The 15,940-nt window shown below is 71.2% G+C and carries 14 protein-coding genes; all 14 read left to right on the top strand.

Translation table 11 applies throughout. The annotated features are described in order from the left end of the window. The first annotated feature begins 2 nt into the window (after window positions 1-2). The 14 genes from ABTX60_RS09895 to ABTX60_RS09830 all read left to right on the top strand — a co-directional run bounded on the left by ABTX60_RS09895 (window position 3) and on the right by ABTX60_RS09830 (window position 15,924). Window positions 3-875 (top strand): glycosyltransferase family 2 protein, encoded by an 873-nt coding sequence (locus ABTX60_RS09895; RefSeq protein WP_352096779.1) that lies wholly within the window; start codon window positions 3-5, stop codon window positions 873-875. A gap of 105 nt (window positions 876-980) precedes the next feature. Next, a complete protein-coding gene (locus ABTX60_RS09890) occupies window positions 981-1,910 on the top strand; it encodes an ABC transporter permease (RefSeq protein WP_352096582.1) in 930 nt (309 codons plus the stop codon). Continuing rightward, the gene (locus ABTX60_RS09885) at window positions 1,903-2,694 is read left to right on the top strand and encodes an ABC transporter ATP-binding protein (protein ID WP_352096581.1); all 792 of its coding nucleotides are present in this window, start codon (window positions 1,903-1,905) and stop codon (window positions 2,692-2,694) included. Before ABTX60_RS09890 ends, ABTX60_RS09885 begins: the two co-directional genes overlap by 8 nt. Before the next feature lie 360 nt (window positions 2,695-3,054). Beyond that, complete coding sequence (gene hpnC, locus ABTX60_RS09880; protein WP_352096580.1) at window positions 3,055-3,957, top strand: squalene synthase HpnC; 903 nt, start codon at window positions 3,055-3,057, stop codon at window positions 3,955-3,957. Then, window positions 3,954-4,904, top strand: coding sequence for a presqualene diphosphate synthase HpnD (gene hpnD / locus ABTX60_RS09875; protein WP_352096579.1), 951 nt, complete (start codon window positions 3,954-3,956; stop codon window positions 4,902-4,904). The genes hpnC and hpnD overlap by 4 nt, the downstream gene beginning before the upstream one ends. Next, window positions 4,901-5,035, top strand: a complete 135-nt coding sequence (locus ABTX60_RS09870; protein WP_352096578.1) for a DUF6380 family protein — start codon at window positions 4,901-4,903, stop codon at window positions 5,033-5,035. Before hpnD ends, ABTX60_RS09870 begins: the two co-directional genes overlap by 4 nt. Next, window positions 5,032-6,444: a hydroxysqualene dehydroxylase HpnE gene (hpnE, locus tag ABTX60_RS09865; RefSeq protein ID WP_352096577.1), complete on the top strand. Its 1,413-nt coding sequence runs from the start codon at window positions 5,032-5,034 to the stop codon at window positions 6,442-6,444. The genes ABTX60_RS09870 and hpnE overlap by 4 nt, the downstream gene beginning before the upstream one ends. Continuing rightward, a complete protein-coding gene (locus tag ABTX60_RS09860; RefSeq protein ID WP_352096576.1) occupies window positions 6,444-7,577 on the top strand; it encodes a polyprenyl synthetase family protein in 1,134 nt (377 codons plus the stop codon). The genes hpnE and ABTX60_RS09860 overlap by 1 nt, the downstream gene beginning before the upstream one ends. Window positions 7,578-7,699: 122 nt before the next feature. Beyond that, window positions 7,700-9,757: a squalene--hopene cyclase gene (gene shc / locus ABTX60_RS09855; RefSeq protein WP_352096575.1), complete on the top strand. Its 2,058-nt coding sequence runs from the start codon at window positions 7,700-7,702 to the stop codon at window positions 9,755-9,757. Further along, complete coding sequence (locus ABTX60_RS09850) at window positions 9,757-10,398, top strand: phosphorylase family protein (protein WP_352096574.1); 642 nt, start codon at window positions 9,757-9,759, stop codon at window positions 10,396-10,398. Before shc ends, ABTX60_RS09850 begins: the two co-directional genes overlap by 1 nt. A gap of 5 nt (window positions 10,399-10,403) precedes the next feature. After that, a complete protein-coding gene (hpnH, locus tag ABTX60_RS09845) occupies window positions 10,404-11,426 on the top strand; it encodes an adenosyl-hopene transferase HpnH (RefSeq protein WP_352096573.1) in 1,023 nt (340 codons plus the stop codon). Window positions 11,427-11,430: 4 nt separating this feature from the next. Next, window positions 11,431-12,588 (top strand): flavodoxin-dependent (E)-4-hydroxy-3-methylbut-2-enyl-diphosphate synthase, encoded by a 1,158-nt coding sequence (ispG, locus tag ABTX60_RS09840; RefSeq protein WP_352096572.1) that lies wholly within the window; start codon window positions 11,431-11,433, stop codon window positions 12,586-12,588. 28 nt (window positions 12,589-12,616) lie between these two features. Further along, window positions 12,617-14,512, top strand: coding sequence for a 1-deoxy-D-xylulose-5-phosphate synthase (dxs, locus tag ABTX60_RS09835; protein ID WP_352096571.1), 1,896 nt, complete (start codon window positions 12,617-12,619; stop codon window positions 14,510-14,512). After that, the gene (locus ABTX60_RS09830) at window positions 14,509-15,924 is read left to right on the top strand and encodes an aspartate aminotransferase family protein (RefSeq protein ID WP_352096570.1); all 1,416 of its coding nucleotides are present in this window, start codon (window positions 14,509-14,511) and stop codon (window positions 15,922-15,924) included. Before dxs ends, ABTX60_RS09830 begins: the two co-directional genes overlap by 4 nt. Window positions 15,925-15,940: the final 16 nt, after the last annotated feature.

The following is a 15,940-nucleotide window of genomic DNA, read 5'->3' as shown; positions in this document are numbered from 1 at the left end:
GCATGAAGGTCGGCGCCGTCATCATCACCATGGGCAACCGGCCCGAGGAGCTGCGCGCCCTCCTCGACTCCGTCGCCAAGCAGGACGGTGACCCGGTCGAGGTGGTCGTCGTCGGCAACGGCTCGCCCGTCCCGGACGTCCCCGAAGGCGTCCGCACCATCGAACTGCCCGAGAACCTCGGCATCCCCGGCGGCCGCAACGTCGGCATCGAGGCCTTCGGGCCCTCCGGCCGGGACGTCGACATCCTGCTCTTCCTCGACGACGACGGACTGCTCGCGAGCCACGACACCGCCGAGCTGTGCCGCGAGGCGTTCGAAGCCGACCCGACGCTCGGCATCGTGAGCTTCCGCATAGCCGACCCGGAGACCGGCGTCACCCAGCGCCGCCACGTCCCCCGGCTGCGCGCCGCCGACCCGATGCGCTCCTCGCGCGTGACCACCTTCCTCGGCGGCGCCAACGCCGTGCGCACCCGCGTCTTCGCCGACGTCGGAGGGCTCCCGGACGAGTTCTTCTACGCCCATGAGGAAACCGACCTGGCATGGCGGGCCCTCGACGCCGGCTGGATGATCGACTACCGGTCCGACATGGTGCTGTACCACCCGACGACCGCCCCCTCGCGGCACGCGGTCTACCACCGCATGGTCGCCCGCAACCGCGTCTGGCTGGCCCGCCGCAACCTCCCCGCGCCGCTCGTCCCGGTCTACCTCGGCGTGTGGCTGCTGCTCACTCTGCTGCGCCGCCCCTCCCGCAGCGCGCTGCGGGCCTGGTTCGGCGGATTCCGCGAAGGCTGGACCACCTCGTGCGGTCCCCGCCGGCCCATGAAGTGGCGTACGGTGTGGCGGCTGACCCGGCTGGGCCGGCCCCCCGTCATCTGACAAGCTCGTATCCGCGAACACCCGGGAGCCCCCGGGCCGTACCCTGGCCCCGGCGCGTGCCGGACCGGCACAGGCCGAGCATCTCGAAGACGAAAGTTTCCACTAGTGAGTGAGACAACGCACGACGCCACGGTCGCGGTGACCCCGCCCGCGGCGCCCGACGAGGGCCTCACGGCGAGGGAACTCGCCGCCAAGCACGGGCTGACCGTGAGCGGCGCCCGTCCGTCCCTCATCGAGTACGTCCGTCAGCTCTGGGACCGGCGGCACTTCATCCTCGCCTTCTCCCGGGCGAAGCTGACCGCCCAGTACAGCCAGGCCAAGCTGGGCCAGCTGTGGCAGGTGGCCACGCCGCTGCTGAACGCGGCCGTGTACTTCTTCATCTTCGGCCTGCTCCTGGAGGCCGACCGGGGCATGTCCCGGGAGGTGTACATCCCGTTCCTGGTCACGGGCGTGTTCGTGTTCACCTTCACGCAGAGCTCGGTGATGGCGGGCGTGCGCGCGATCTCCGGCAACCTCGGCCTGGTCCGCGCCCTGCACTTCCCGCGTGCCTCGCTGCCGATCTCCTTCGCGCTGCAGCAGCTCCAGCAGCTGCTGTTCTCGATGATCGTGCTGTTCGCCGTCGCGGTCGGCTTCGGCAGCTACCCGGATCTGTCCTGGGCGCTGATCGTGCCGGTGCTCGTCCTCCAGTTCTGCTTCAACACCGGTCTCGCGCTGATCATGGCCCGGGCGGGCGCCAAGACCCCGGACCTGGCGCAGCTGATGCCGTTCGTGATGCGCACCTGGATGTACGCGTCCGGTGTGATGTTCTCCATTCCGATCTTCCTCAAGGACAAGCCGGAGTGGATCGCGAACGTCCTCCAGTGGAACCCGGCCGCGATCTACATGGACCTGATGCGCTTCGCCCTCATCGACGGCTACGGCTCGGAGAACCTCCCCGACCACGTGTGGGCGGTCGCGGGCGGCTGGGCCGTGCTGTTCGCCCTCGGCGGGTTCGTGTACTTCTGGAAGGCGGAGGAGAGGTACGGCCGTGGCTGAGCAGCAGGCTGACCAGAGGCAGGACGCACGCATCCCCACCGTCGTCGCGGACGACCTGCACATCGTCTACCGCGTCAACGGCGCCAAGACCGGCAAGGGCAGTGCCACCGCGGCCCTCAGCCGCATCGTCAAGCGCGGCGAGGAGCGGGGCGTGCGCAAGGTGCACGCCGTACGGGGCGTCTCCTTCGTGGCGTACCGCGGCGAGGCCATCGGCCTGATCGGCTCCAACGGCTCCGGCAAGTCGACCCTGCTGCGTGCCATCGCCGGTCTGCTCCCCGCCGAGCAGGGCAAGGTCTACACCGACGGCCAGCCCTCGCTGCTGGGCGTCAACGCGGCCCTGATGAACGACCTCACCGGCGAACGGAACGTCATATTGGGCGGCCTCGCCATGGGCATGTCCCGCGAGGAGATCAAGGAGCGCTACCAGGACATCGTCGACTTCTCCGGCATCAATGAGAAGGGCGACTTCATCACCCTGCCCATGCGCACCTACTCCTCCGGCATGGCGGCCCGGCTCCGCTTCTCCATCGCGGCGGCCAAGGACCACGACGTCCTCATGATCGACGAGGCCCTGGCGACCGGCGACCGCAAGTTCCAGAAGCGCTCCGAGGACCGCATCCGGGAGCTGCGCAAGGAAGCCGGCACGGTGTTTCTGGTCAGCCACAACAACAAGTCCATCCGCGACACCTGCAACCGCGTCCTGTGGCTGGAACGCGGTGAGCTGCGCATGGACGGCCCCACCGACGAGGTCCTCAAGGAGTACGAGAAGTTCACGGGCAAGTAACCCGCTTTCGGACAGGGCCCCGACGGAACTGCTCCGGCGGGGCCCGGCGTCTGCAAAGGAAACGTCAACTCCGGCCCATCTTCGGAATCTTGGGGCCAATCGGTGTGTTCTCGTGATGTGCGGGACACCCTGGCGAATCGTGTCGCGTTGTACAACGTAAGCTGTACCGGTCCCGAAACACGGCAATCAGGGCGATAATGCGCGACACCGCCCGTCGGGCCACCGTGCGGACGGCGGGGCGGCGTGTCCGAAATAGTGTGTATTGGGTCGGCAGTGTAGAACGGGAGATGTGACGGCGATGGCTACGGAAACTCCCCAGCTCCACGCAGCACGTGCCGTCCCCGCGCCGGGCAGCCGGCGGTGACGGGAACCGGCACGGCGCGCTCCCTCGATCCCGAGCGCGGCACGCTCGACAAGGCCGCCGGCGAGAACTTCCCGGTGGCCCCCTTCTTCCTGCCCCGGGCCTGGCGCACCGACCTCATGGCCGTCTACGGCTTCGCCCGCCTGGTCGACGACATCGGCGACGGCGACCTCGCCCCCGGCGGCGCCGACGCCCGGCTGCTCGGCGTCTCCCCGCAGGAGGCCGAGGACCGGCTGGTGCTGCTCGACGCCTTCGAGGCGGATCTGCGCAGGGTCTTCGACTCGACGCCGCGCCACCCCCTGCTGCGCCGCCTCCAGCCGACCGTGCGCCGCTGCTCCCTCACGCCCGGCCCGTTCCTCGGGCTGATCGCCGCCAACCGCCAGGATCAGCAGGTCGGCCGCTACGAGACCCATGACGACCTGCTCGCCTACTGCGAGCTGTCCGCCAACCCCGTCGGCCGTCTCGTCCTCGCCGTCACCGGCACCTCGACGCCCGAGCGGATCCGCCGCTCCGACATGATCTGCACGGCCCTCCAGATCGTCGAGCACCTCCAGGACGTCGCCGAGGATCTCGCCCGCGACCGGGTCTACCTGCCCGCGGCCGACATGAAACGCTTCCACGTCCAGGAAGCCGATCTCGCCACGAAATCCGCCGGAGCGTCGGTCCGTGCGTTGATTGCGTACGAAGCGCAAAGGGCCAGGGATCTCCTGAATGAAGGCGCCCCCCTGGTGGGTAGCGTCCACGGCAGGCTGAAGCTGCTGCTCGCAGGGTTCGTGGCGGGGGGAAGGGCGGCCGTCCACGCGATCGCCGCCGCCGGATACGACGTACTTCCCGGCCCGCCCAAGCCCGGCAAGGTCCGGCTGCTGCGTGAGGTGGGCGTGACTCTGCGAGGAGAGGGGTGATCCGGACCGTGGAGTCGGAACCACACACGTCCCCGCCGGTACTCGCCGCCTACAGCTACTGCGAGGCCGTCACCGGGCGGCAGGCCCGCAACTTCGCCTACGGCATCCGGCTGCTGCCGGCGCCGCAGCGCCGGGCGATGTCGGCGCTGTACGCGTTCTCGCGGCGGGTCGACGACATCGGCGACGGCGCGCTCGACGACGACGTCAAGGTGGCCAGGCTGGAGGAGACCCGGGCCCTGCTCACCCGGATCCGCGAGGACCGGGTCGACGAGGACGACACCGATCCGGTCGCGGTCGCCCTCTCGCACGCCGCCGGGGCCTTCCCGCTCCCGCTCGGCGGCCTGGACGAGCTCATCGACGGTGTCCTGATGGACGTCCGCGGCGAGACGTACGAGACCTGGGACGACTTGAAGGTCTACTGCCGCTGCGTCGCAGGCGCGATCGGGCGTCTCTCGCTCGGCGTGTTCGGCACGGAACCGGGGGCGCGCGGAGTGGACCGCGCGCCGGAGTATGCCGACACGCTCGGGCTCGCGCTTCAGCTCACCAACATCCTCAGAGACGTCCGCGAGGACGCCGTGGGCGGGCGGACCTACCTGCCCGCCGACGATCTCGCCAAGTTCGGCTGCTCGGCCGGCTTCAGCGGGCCGCGACCGCCGGAGGGCTCCGACTTCGCGGGCCTCGTGCACTTCGAAGTGCGGCGGGCCCGCGCCCTGTTCGCCGAGGGCTACCGGCTGCTCCCCATGCTCGACCGGCGCAGCGGCGCCTGCGTCGCCGCCATGGCCGGCATCTACCGCCGCCTCCTCGACCGTATCGAGCGCGACCCGGAGGCCGTGCTGCGCGGCCGGGTCTCCCTGCCCGGCCGGGAGAAGGCGTACGTCGCCGTGCGCGGCCTGTCCGGTCTCGACGCCCGGCACGTGACCCGGCGGACCGTCAGGAGGCGTGCGTGAGGGACACAGACGCCGCCGTCGGCGAGAAGCGGCGGGCAACCCTCCGGCCCGGGGCCGCGTCCCTGACGGAGACGGCCGGGCGTGCACCGTTCGAGCGGCCCGCCCGAGCCGCGGGGGAGGGTGCGCGATGACCCATGACACACGGTCAGGGGGACCGGCCGCACAGGGGCGGCACACCGTCGTGGTGGGCGGCGGGCTCGCCGGTGTCACCTCGGCGCTCGCGCTCGCCGACGCCGGGGTGCGTGTCACGCTGCTGGAGGGCAGGCCGCGGCTCGGCGGACTCGCCTTCTCCTTCCGGCGCGGCGACCTCACCGTCGACAACGGCCAGCACGTCTATCTGCGTTGCTGCACCGCCTACCGCTGGTTCCTCGACCGCATCGGGGGCGCGGCGCTGGCCCCACTGCAGGACCGGCTCGATGTTCCCGTCCTGGACCTCGCCCGCCCCGAGGGGCGGCGGCTCGGCCGGCTCCGGCGGGACGCCCTGCCCGTGCCGCTGCATCTGGGCCGCAGCCTCGCCGCCTATCCGCACCTGTCGCTCGCCGACCGCGCCAAGGTGGGCCGGGCCGCGCTCGCGCTCAAGGGACTCGACCTCACCGACCCGGCGCTGGACACGCAGGACTTCGGTACGTGGCTCGCGGCGCACGGTCAGTCGGCGCGCGCCGTGGAGGCCCTGTGGGACCTGGTCGGGGTCGCCACCCTCAACGCGGTCGCGTCCGACGCCTCGCTGGCGCTGGCCGCGATGGTGTTCAAGACCGGTCTGCTGTCCGACCCGGGAGCGGCCGACATCGGCTGGGCACGGGTCCCGCTGGGCGACCTGCACGACCGGCTGGCCCGCGAGGCGCTCGACTCCGCGGGCGTGCGCACCGAGGTCCGTACCCGCGTCACCGCCGTCTCCTGCGACGGGGACGGGCGGTGGAGGGTCGAGGTCGCCGGCGAGACACTGGAGGCCGACGCCGTGGTCCTCGCCGTACCGCAGCGCGAGGCGCACGACCTGCTGCCCGCGGGCGCCCTGGACGCGCCCGAACGGCTCCTGGAGATCGGCACCGCGCCCATCCTCAACGTCCATGTCGTGTACGACCGCAAGGTCCTCGGCCGGCCCTTCTTCACCGCCCTCGGCAGCCCCGTGCAATGGGTCTTCGACCGGACCGAGGCGTCCGGGCTGCGCCAGGGGCAGTACCTCGCCGTGTCCCAGTCGGCCGCCCAGGACGAGATCGACGCGCCGGTGGCCGTTTTGCGTGAGCGGTACCTGCCAGAGCTGGAGCGGCTGCTGCCGCCGGCCCGCGGCGCCGAAGTGAAGGACTTCTTCGTCACCCGGGAGCGCACCGCGACGTTCGCTCCCACCCCCGGCGTCGGCCGCCTCAGGCCCGGCGCCCGCACCAAGGCATCCGGCCTCTGCCTGGCCGGAGCGTGGACCGCCACCGGGTGGCCCGCGACCATGGAGAGTGCGGTCCGCAGTGGTGTGAGCGCGGCGGACGCCGTGCTGGGCGCCCTGGGCCGGCCACGCCCTCGCCACCTCTTCGACTTCGAGGAGGCGGCGTGATGCCGGCCCAGGCCGGCGCGGCGGGCGTCCCCCGCACCCCCGGTACCGCAACAAGAGGAGAGACTGTGCCCACTGTGCCCCCGGCCTCGAAGACTGCCGAGGCGGTGGACGTGACCGCGCTGCTCGAGCGCGGCCGGACCCTGGCCACACCGGTACTGCGGGCGGCCGTCGACCGCCTGGCACCTCCCATGGACACTGTTGCCGCCTACCACTTCGGCTGGATCGACGCCCAGGGCAGGCCCGCGGAGGGGGACGGCGGCAAGGCCGTGCGCCCCGCCCTCGCGGTGCTGTCCGCCGAGGTCATGTCGGCCGCCCCCGAGACGGGCATCCCCGGCGCCGTCGCCGTGGAACTCGTCCACAACTTCTCCCTCCTCCACGACGACCTCATGGACGGCGACGAGCAGCGCCGTCACCGCGACACGGTGTGGAAGGTACACGGGCCCGCCCAGGCCATCCTGGTCGGCGACGCCCTGTTCGCCCTGGCCAACGAGGTGCTCCTGGAACTCGGCACCGTCGAGGCCGGCCGCGCCACCCGCCGCCTGACCACCGCCAGCCGCGCCCTGATCGACGGCCAGGCCCAGGACATCTCCTACGAGCACCGCGACCGCGTCAGCGTCGAGGAGTGCCTGGAGATGGAGGGCAACAAGACCGGCGCCCTGCTCGCCTGCGCCAGCTCCATCGGCGCGGTCCTCGGCGGCGCCGACGACCACACCGCCGACACCCTCGAGAAGTACGGCTACCACCTGGGCCTCGCCTTCCAGGCCGTCGACGACCTGCTCGGCATCTGGGGCGACCCGGTCTCCACCGGCAAGCAGACCTGGAGCGACCTGCGCCAGCGCAAGAAGTCCCTGCCGGTCGTGGCCGCCCTCGCCGCGGGTGGCTCCGCCTCCGAGCGGCTCGGCGACATCCTCGCCGCCGACGCCAAGGCCCACGACTTCGAGAACTTCTCCGAGGAGGAGTTCGCGGCCCGCGCCGCCCTCATCGAGGAGGCCGGCGGTCGCGAGTGGACCGCCGACGAGGCCCGCCGCCAGCACACCATCGCCGTCGAAGCCCTCGACGCCGTCGACATGCCCGACCGCGTGCGGGCACAGTTCACGGCCCTCGCCGACTTCGTCGTCGTACGAAAGAGATGATCACTATCGGCCGAATAGCCCTCGCGTAGTCGCCGGCCGGTGCCGCGAGTGAGCACGGAGCACCGGCCGACGGCGGACCCACAGCAGCTGCACACCTTGCACCACTGCACGAAGGGGAAGCCATGACAGCGACGACCGACGGAAGCACCGGGGCCCTGCCATCCCGAGCCGCCGCGGCCAGCGACACCGACACGAACACCCCCGGGGCGGCCGGGGTACCGGAAGCCGCCGCACGCGCCGCCCGGCGTGCCACCGACTTCCTGCTCTCCGTCCAGGACCCGGAGGGCTGGTGGAAGGGCGACCTCGAGACCAACGTCACGATGGACGCCGAGGACCTGCTGCTCCGTCAGTTCCTCGGCATCCGCGACGAGAAGACCACGCGGGCCGCCGCCCTCTTCATCCGGGGCGAGCAGGGCGAGGACGGCACCTGGGCCACCTTCTACGGCGGACCGGCCGAACTGTCCGCCACCATCGAGGCGTACGTCGCCCTCCGGCTGGCCGGTGACGCCCCCGACGCCCCGCACATGGCCAGGGCCTCCGCCTGGATCCGCGCGCAGGGCGGCATCGCCGCCGCCCGGGTCTTCACCCGGATCTGGCTGGCCCTGTTCGGCTGGTGGAAATGGGAGGACCTGCCCGAACTCCCGCCGGAGCTCCTCTTCTTCCCCAAGTGGGTGCCGCTCAACATCTACGACTTCGGCTGCTGGGCGCGGCAGACCATCGTCCCGCTGACGATCGTCTCCGCGAAGCGGCCGGTACGCCCCGCACCCTTCCCGCTCGACGAGCTGCACACCGACCCCGACCGTCCCAACCCGCCCAAGTCGCTTGCTTCGTCGTTCAGTTGGGACGGGGCGTTCCAGCGGATGGACAAGGCCCTACACGCCCTGCGGAAGGTCGCCCCGCGCAGACTGCGCAGAGCCGCCATGAACAGCGCCGCCCGCTGGATCATCGAGCGGCAGGAGAACGACGGCTGCTGGGGCGGCATCCAGCCCCCGGCCGTGTACTCGATCATCGCCCTGCACCTGCTCGGCTACGACCTCGAACACCCCGTGATGCGCGAGGGGCTGGCGTCCCTGGACCGGTTCGCCGTGTGGCGCGAGGACGGGGCCCGGATGATCGAGGCCTGCCAGTCACCGGTGTGGGACACCTGCCTGGCCGCCATCGCCCTCGCCGACGCCGGACTGCCCGCCGACCACCCGCAGTTGGTGAAGGCGGCCGACTGGATGCTGGGCGAGGAGATCGTCCGACCCGGCGACTGGTCCGTGAAGCGGCCCGGACTGCGGCCCGGCGGCTGGGCGTTCGAGTTCCACAACGACAACTACCCCGACATCGACGACACCGCCGAGGTGATCCTCGCGCTGCGCCGGATCACCCACCACGACCCGGAGCGGCTGGACCGGGCCGTCGTGCGCGGCCTGCGCTGGACGCTCGGCATGCAGTCGAAGAACGGGGCCTGGGCCGCGTTCGACGTCGACAACACCAGCCCCTTCCCGAACCGGCTGCCGTTCTGTGACTTCGGCGAGGTCATCGACCCGCCCTCCGCCGACGTCACCGCACACGTCGTGGAGATGCTCGCGGTGGAGGGCCTCGCCCACGACCCGCGCACCCGGCGCGGCATCGAGTGGCTGCTCGCCGAGCAGGAACCGGACGGCTCGTGGTTCGGGCGCTGGGGCGTCAACTACGTCTACGGCACCGGGTCCGTCGTGCCCGCGCTGACCGCCGCCGGCATCCCGGCCGCGCACCCGGCGATCCGGCGGGCCGTGGCCTGGCTGGAGTCCGTCCAGAACGACGACGGCGGCTGGGGCGAGGACCTGCGCTCCTACCAGTGCGCAAGGGAGTGGAGCGGCAAGGGCGCCTCGACCGCCTCGCAGACGGCTTGGGCGCTGATGGCCCTGCTCGCGGCGGGGGAGCGCGACTCCAAGGCCGTCGAACGCGGCGTCGAGTGGCTCGCCGCCACGCAGCGCGAGGACGGCTCCTGGGACGAGCCGTACTTCACGGGGACGGGCTTCCCGTGGGACTTCTCGATCAACTACCACCTCTACCGGCAGGTCTTCCCGCTCACCGCGCTCGGTCGCTATCTGCACGGGGAGCCCTTCGCCGCCAGGCTCCCGGGGAGCGGTCGGGCCGAAGAGCACCGAAGCGGCGGGGCCGGCACGCCGCTCGCCGAGGCCGAGGGGAGCTGATGAGCACACAGCCCGCCACGGTCCCGCTGCTGATCGCCTGCGCGCTCGGCATCGAGCAGTTCGCCCTGCGCGCGGGCGGCCGGGGCGGGGCCGGCGGGCCGGTCACGGTGCTGCGGACGGGCATGGGACCGGCGGCCGCCGAGCGGGCCGTCACCCGCATGCTGGCCGACCCGGCCCTGCTCGACGCCGCCGTGCTCGCCACCGGCTTCTGCGCGGGCCTCGCGCCCGGGATGCACCCCGGCGATCTGGTCGTCGCCGAGGAGACCCGCGACGCGCGCGGCACGACGCCCTGCGTCGGGACCGGGCTGCTGGTGAAGGAACTGGCCCGCGCGCTGCCCGGCCGGACCGTGCACACCGGGCCGCTGACCGGCTCCGACCACGTCGTGCGCGGCCCCGAACGGTCCGCTCTGCGCGCGACGGGCGCGATCGCGGTCGACATGGAGTCCGCCGTCACGCTCCTGAGCGCCGTACGCGCGGGCGAGCGCCCGGTTGCGGCCGTCCGGGTGGTCGTGGACGCTCCTGAACATGAACTCGTCCGGATCGGCACGGTGCGCGGTGGAATATCAGCTTTCCGTGTCCTTCGTTCCCTGCTTCCCGCTTTCTTCGAATGGCACCGTTCCTTGCTGCTCCCCAGGAGGTGAGCCAGATGGCCATGCCGCTCCGACAGTCCATCAAGGTCGCTACATATTTGGCTGAACAGAAGATCCGCCGCCGTGACAAGTTTCCGCTGATCGTCGAGCTGGAACCGCTGTTCGCCTGCAATCTCAAGTGCGAGGGCTGCGGCAAGATCCAGCATCCGGCCGGGGTGCTCAAGCAGCGGATGCCCGTCGCCCAGGCCGTGGGGGCGGTCGTGGAGTCCGGCGCTCCGATGGTTTCCATCGCCGGCGGCGAGCCGCTGATGCACCCGCAGATCGACGAGATCGTGCGTCAGCTGGTCGCCAAGCGGAAGTACGTCTTCCTCTGCACCAACGCGATGCTGCTGCGCAAGAAGATGGACACGTTCACGCCGTCGCCCTACTTCGCCTTCGCGGTCCACATCGACGGACTGCGGGAGCGGCACGACGAGTCGGTCGCCAAGGAGGGCGTCTTCGACGAGGCCGTGGAGGCGATCAAGGAGGCCAAGCGGCGCGGCTTCCGGGTCACCACCAACTCGACCTTCTTCAACACCGACACCCCGCAGACCATCATCGAGGTGCTGAACTTCCTCAACGACGACCTCCAGGTCGACGAGATGATGATCTCGCCCGCCTACGCCTACGAGAAGGCCCCCGACCAGGAGCACTTCCTCGGCGTGGAGCAGACCCGCGAGCTGTTCAAGAAGGCCTTCTCGGGCGGCAACCGGCGGCGCTGGCGGCTCAACCACTCACCGCTCTTCCTGGACTTCCTGGAGGGCAAGGTCGACTTCCCGTGCACCGCGTGGGCCATCCCGAACTACTCGCTCTTCGGCTGGCAGCGCCCCTGCTACCTGATGAGCGACGGGTACGTGCCGACGTACCGGGAGCTCGTCGAGGACACCGACTGGGACAAGTACGGCCGCGGCAAGGACCCGCGCTGCGCCAACTGCATGGCGCACTGCGGCTACGAACCCACCGCCGTCCTCGCCACCATGGGGTCGCTGAAGGAGTCCCTGCGCGCCCTGCGCGAGACGGTCTCCGGGAACCGGGAGTGACGTCATGACCGCTGTCCAGCTGGGCGTCCCCGAGGTGCCGGTCCGGCCGGTCGCGCAGCGGCGGGTCTCGCGCCGGATCCAGGTCGGGCCGGTGACGGTCGGGGGCGGGGCCCCGGTGTCGGTGCAGTCGATGACGACGACCCGTACGTCGGACGTCGGCGCCACGCTGCAGCAGATCGCGGAGCTGACCGCGTCCGGCTGCCAGATCGTCCGGGTCGCCTGCCCCACGCAGGACGACGCGGACGCGCTGGCGACCATCGCGCGCAAGTCGCAGATCCCGGTGATCGCGGACATCCACTTCCAGCCGAAGTACGTCTTCGCGGCCATCGAGGCGGGCTGCGCGGCCGTCCGGGTCAACCCCGGCAACATCAAGCAGTTCGACGACCGGGTCAAGGAGATCGCCCGGACGGCGAAGGACCACGGCACGCCCATCCGCATCGGCGTCAACGCCGGGTCGCTGGACCGGCGGCTGCTCCAGAAGTACGGCAGGGCGACCCCGGAGGCACTCGTGGAGAGCGCGCTGTGGGAGGCGTCCCTGTTCGAGGAGCACGGTTTCCGGGACATCAAGATCTCCGTCAAGCACAACGACCCGGTCGTGATGATCGAGGCGTACCGGCAGCTGGCCGAACAGTGCGACTACCCGCTGCACCTGGGCGTCACGGAGGCGGGCCCGGCCTTCCAGGGCACGATCAAGTCGGCGGTGGCGTTCGGGGCGCTCCTCTCCCGGGGCATCGGCGACACGATCCGGGTGTCGCTGTCCGCGCCGCCGGCCGAGGAGGTCAAGGTCGGCATCCAGATTTTGCAGTCCCTCGGGCTCAAGGAGCGCCGGCTGGAGATCGTGTCGTGCCCGTCCTGCGGGCGCGCCCAGGTCGACGTCTACAAGCTCGCCGAGGAGGTCACGGCCGGGCTCGACGGCATGGAGGTGCCGCTGCGCGTCGCCGTCATGGGGTGTGTGGTCAACGGGCCCGGCGAGGCGCGGGAAGCCGACCTCGGCGTCGCCTCCGGCAACGGCAAGGGCCAGATCTTCGTCAAGGGCGAGGTCGTCAAGACCGTCCCCGAGTCCAAGATCGTCGAGACGCTGATCGAAGAGGCGATGAAGATCGCCGAGCAGATGGAGCAGGACGGCGCGGGGCCGGGGGAGCCGGCCGTCACCGTGAGCTGAGCAGCACGGAAACCGAAGGGGGCCGAGCGTGACGATTCTGGAGAACATCCGGGCACCACATGACTTGAAGGCGCTGTCCGAGGCGGAGCTGGGGGAACTGTCCGAAGAGATCCGGGAGTTCCTGGTGCACGCGGTCGCCAGGACCGGCGGCCACCTGGGACCCAACCTGGGCGTGGTGGAGCTGACCATCGCCCTGCACCGGGTCTTCGAGTCACCGGCGGACCGCATCCTGTGGGACACCGGCCACCAGAGCTACGTCCACAAGCTGCTGACCGGACGCCAGGACTTCTCCAAGCTGCGCGGCAAGGGCGGCCTGTCCGGCTACCCCTCGCGCGAGGAGTCCGAGCACGACGTCATCGAGAACAGCCACGCCTCCACCGCCCTCGGCTGGGCCGACGGGCTCGCCAAGGCCCGCCGGGTGCAGGGGGAGAAGGGCCATGTCGTCGCGGTCATCGGCGACGGCGCCCTCACCGGCGGCATGGCCTGGGAGGCACTGAACAACATCGCCGCCGCCAAGGACCGCCCGCTGATCATCGTCGTCAACGACAACGAACGCTCCTACGCCCCCACCATCGGCGGCCTCGCCAACCGCCTCGCCACGCTGCGCACGACCGACGGCTACGAGCGGGTCCTGGCCTGGGGCAAGGACCTGCTCCAGGGCACCCCTCTGGTCGGCAACACCCTCTACGAGGCCCTGCACGGCGCGAAGAAGGGCTTCAAGGACGCGTTCGCCCCGCAGGGCCTGTTCGAGGACCTGGGCCTGAAGTACCTGGGGCCGATCGACGGGCACGACACCGGGGCCGTGGAGTCCGCGCTGCGGCGCGCGAAACGCTTCCACGGCCCGGTCCTGGTCCACTGCCTGACGGAGAAAGGCCGCGGCTACGAACCCGCCCTCGCCCACGAGGAGGACCACTTCCACACCGTCGGCGTGATGGACCCGCTGACCTGCGCACCGCTCTCCCCGGCGGGCGGCCCCTCCTGGACCTCCGTGTTCGGCGAGGAGATCGTCCGGATCGGCGAGGAGCGCCAGGACGTGGTGGCGATCACCGCAGCCATGCTGCACCCGGTCGGTCTCGGCGCCTTCGCCGAGCGGTTCCCGGACCGGGTCTGGGACGTCGGCATCGCCGAGCAGCACGCGGCGGTGTCCGCTGCGGGCCTGGCGACGGGCGGTCTGCACCCGGTCGTCGCCGTCTACGCCACCTTCCTCAACCGTGCCTTCGACCAGTTGCTCATGGACGTGGCCCTGCACCGCTGCGGGGTGACCTTCGTGCTGGACCGGGCCGGGGTCACCGGCGTCGACGGGGCCTCCCACAACGGCATGTGGGACATGTCCGTCCTCCAGGTCGTGCCCGGGCTCAGGATCGCCGCGCCGCGCGACGCCGACCAGTTGCGCGCCCAGCTGCGCGAGGCCGTCGCCGTGGACGACGCGCCGACGCTCGTGCGCTTCCCGAAGGAGTCCGTCGGCCCGGCGGTCCCGGCGGTCGACCGGGTGGGCGGACTGGACGTGCTGCACCGCTCGCCCGAACCGCGGGTTCTCCTGGTGGCCGTCGGCGTGATGGCACCGGTCTGCCTGCAGGCCGCCGAGCTGCTCGAAGCGCGCGGCATCGGCTGCACCGTCGTCGACCCCCGCTGGGTCAAACCCGTCGACCCGGCGCTCCCGGGTCTCGCCGCCGAACACCGCCTGGTCGCCGTCGTCGAGGACAACAGCCGCGCCGCCGGGGTCGGTTCGGCTGTGGCGCTGGCCCTGGGCGACGCCGACGTCGACGTGCCGGTACGGCGGTTCGGCATCCCCGAGCAGTTCCTCGCGCACGCCAAGCGCGGTGAGGTGCTCGCCGACATCGGCCTGACACCCGTAGAGGTCGCCGGACGGATCGGCGCGAGCCTGGCCGTCAAGGAAGAGCTGTCCAAGGAGCCACAGGAATGACCACCGCCGAATCCGCGTCGGAGTCGTCACAGGCCGGGGAGTTCGACCTCGGCAGGCTGCTGGCCGAGCGCGGAGCCGAGCGCTACGAGCTGCACACCCGGTACCTCAACCACCAGCTCCCGCGCATGCTGCGCACCATCGGCTTCGACAAGGTCTACGAGCGCGCCGAGGGCGCCTACTTCTACGACGCGGACGGCAACGACTACCTGGACATGCTCGCCGGGTTCGGGGTGATGGGCCTCGGCCGCCACCACCCCGTCGTACGCAAGGCGCTGCACGACGTCCTGGACGCGCAGCTCGCCGATCTCACCCGGTTCGACTGTCAGCCGCTGCCGGGCCTGCTCGCCGAGAAGCTGCTCGCGCACAGTCCGCACCTGGACCGGGTGTTCTTCGGCAACAGCGGCACCGAGGCCGTCGAGGGCGCGTTGAAGTTCGCCCGGTTCGTCACCGGCAGGCCGAGGATCCTGTACTGCGCGCACGCCTTCCACGGACTGACCACCGGCTCCCTGTCCGTCAACGGAGAATCCGGTTTCCGCGACGGCTTCGCCCCGTTGCTGCCCGACACGGCCGTCCCGCTCGGCGACCTCGACGCACTGGAGAGGGAGCTGCGGAAGGGCGACGTCGCCGCACTGATCGTCGAGCCGGTCCAGGGCAAGGGCGTCCTCACAGGTCCGCCCGGGTGGCTGCGGGCCGCGCAGGAGCTGCTGCACCGGCACAAGGCGCTGCTCATCGCCGACGAGGTGCAGACGGGCCTCGGCCGCACCGGCGACTTCTACGCCTACCAGCACGAGGACGGCGTGGAGCCCGACCTGGTGTGCGTGGCCAAGGCACTCTCCGGTGGCTATGTGCCGGTCGGCGCCACGATCGGCAAGGACTGGATCTTCAAGAAGGTCTACTCGTCGATGGACCGGGTGCTGGTCCACTCGGCGAGCTTCGGGTCCAACGCGCAGGCCATGGCGGCGGGTCTCGCGGTGCTGTCGGTGATGGAGAACGAGCAGATCGTCGCGGGCGTCCGGGCCACCGGGGACCGGCTGCGGTCCCGGCTGGCCGCGCTCACCGACCAGTACGAGATGCTCGCCGAGGTCCGCGGCAGGGGGCTGATGATCGGCATCGAGTTCGGCCGGCCGCAGTCGCTGAAGCTGCGCAGCCGCTGGACCATGCTCCAGGCGGCGCGCAAGGGACTGTTCGCGCAGATGGTCGTCGTACCGCTGCTGCAGAAACACCGGATCCTCACGCAGGTCTCCGGCGACCACATGGAGGTGATCAAGCTGATCCCGCCGCTGATCATCGGCGAGCGTGAGGTGGACCGCTTCGTCGACGCCTTCACGGCCGTGATGGACGACGCGCACAACGGCGGGCTGGTGTGGGACTTCGGCAAGACACTCGTCAAGCAGGCGGTGGCCAACCGGTGAATCCGCTGCTTTTGCC

This window comes from Streptomyces sp. NPDC126510 (genome assembly GCF_040302345.1).
Taxonomy (GTDB): Bacteria; Actinomycetota; Actinomycetes; order Streptomycetales; family Streptomycetaceae; genus Streptomyces.
This window is presented reverse-complemented; position numbering and strand designations above follow the sequence as displayed.

Coding starts and splice junctions, on each gene's coding strand:
- ABTX60_RS09860 (WP_352096576.1), top strand. CDS start 6,444: ATGCCGGCCCAGGCCGGCGCGGCGGGCGTCCCCCGCACCCCCGGTACC.
- ABTX60_RS09850 (WP_352096574.1), top strand. CDS start 9,757: ATGAGCACACAGCCCGCCACGGTCCCGCTGCTGATCGCCTGCGCGCTC.
- shc (WP_352096575.1), top strand. CDS start 7,700: ATGACAGCGACGACCGACGGAAGCACCGGGGCCCTGCCATCCCGAGCC.
- ABTX60_RS09830 (WP_352096570.1), top strand. CDS start 14,509: ATGACCACCGCCGAATCCGCGTCGGAGTCGTCACAGGCCGGGGAGTTC.
- hpnH (WP_352096573.1), top strand. CDS start 10,404: ATGGCCATGCCGCTCCGACAGTCCATCAAGGTCGCTACATATTTGGCT.
- hpnE (WP_352096577.1), top strand. CDS start 5,032: ATGACCCATGACACACGGTCAGGGGGACCGGCCGCACAGGGGCGGCAC.
- ABTX60_RS09895 (WP_352096779.1), top strand. CDS start 3: ATGAAGGTCGGCGCCGTCATCATCACCATGGGCAACCGGCCCGAGGAG.
- ispG (WP_352096572.1), top strand. CDS start 11,431: ATGACCGCTGTCCAGCTGGGCGTCCCCGAGGTGCCGGTCCGGCCGGTC.